Source organism: Fulvivirga sp. M361 (assembly GCF_007097395.1).
Taxonomy (GTDB): Bacteria; Bacteroidota; Bacteroidia; order Cytophagales; family Cyclobacteriaceae; genus Fulvivirga.
On record NZ_VKDC01000102.1, the window covers coordinates 1 to 668 of the forward strand.

Annotated in this window: 1 protein-coding gene; it reads left to right on the top strand. The window is 40.7% G+C overall.

The genetic code is table 11. The features are described 5' to 3' along the window. Positions 1-365 precede the first annotated feature (365 nt). A partial coding sequence (locus FNH22_RS31770; protein WP_143402569.1) for a hypothetical protein occupies positions 366-668 on the top strand: 303 nt, incomplete at its 3' end.

Below are 668 nucleotides of genomic sequence, written 5' to 3' on the forward strand. Positions count from 1 at the left end.
AAAAATGAAAAGCTATATCGCGAACTGCTCAAAGAGAAAGACGAAAAAGTAGCGATGCTGGAGAAGCTTTTAGGGGGTAAGAAGTAAGTCTGAAGTTTTACGTTTGATCTGAATTAAATCGGGAGAACTCGAAGGTTTTCATTTTTTGGAGTTCTCCATGCCTTTCTGCGTGATATTGCATCCCGGGTAATGTCACAGTCCTAAAACCTAGTTTATTACTGAAATCAAGGCCTTTCCGGTAATCTACCGTAGCACCGTCTAAGCAAAACCGCCTAGCAAAAATTACGCTTTTTAGCTCTTATATAGCCATGCGCCATCCCCTAACTTTGTATTGTTGATCTGAAAGAAACGAAACAGAGAGTAAGATGAAAAATATACTAATAATAGCCGCCCTGATGATAGTAAGCTTAAGTACCGTTAAAGCGAATCCAAACAGCTTAACCCAACCCACTACAGTAGAGCAGTTTCAGGCTGAAGCTAAGGAGAGTACCATTACATTAACCTGGGAAATCACCGGTACGGACAGCACAGAGGAAGTAGTGATCAACATCACCAATTTAGAAGGCACTGTAGTATACGAAACTACAGCAAAAGGTTACTCATCTACGCTGGCACTTGATGGTAATGTGAAAGCAGGAGTATATATGGCTCAAATTAGTGTAGGAAAC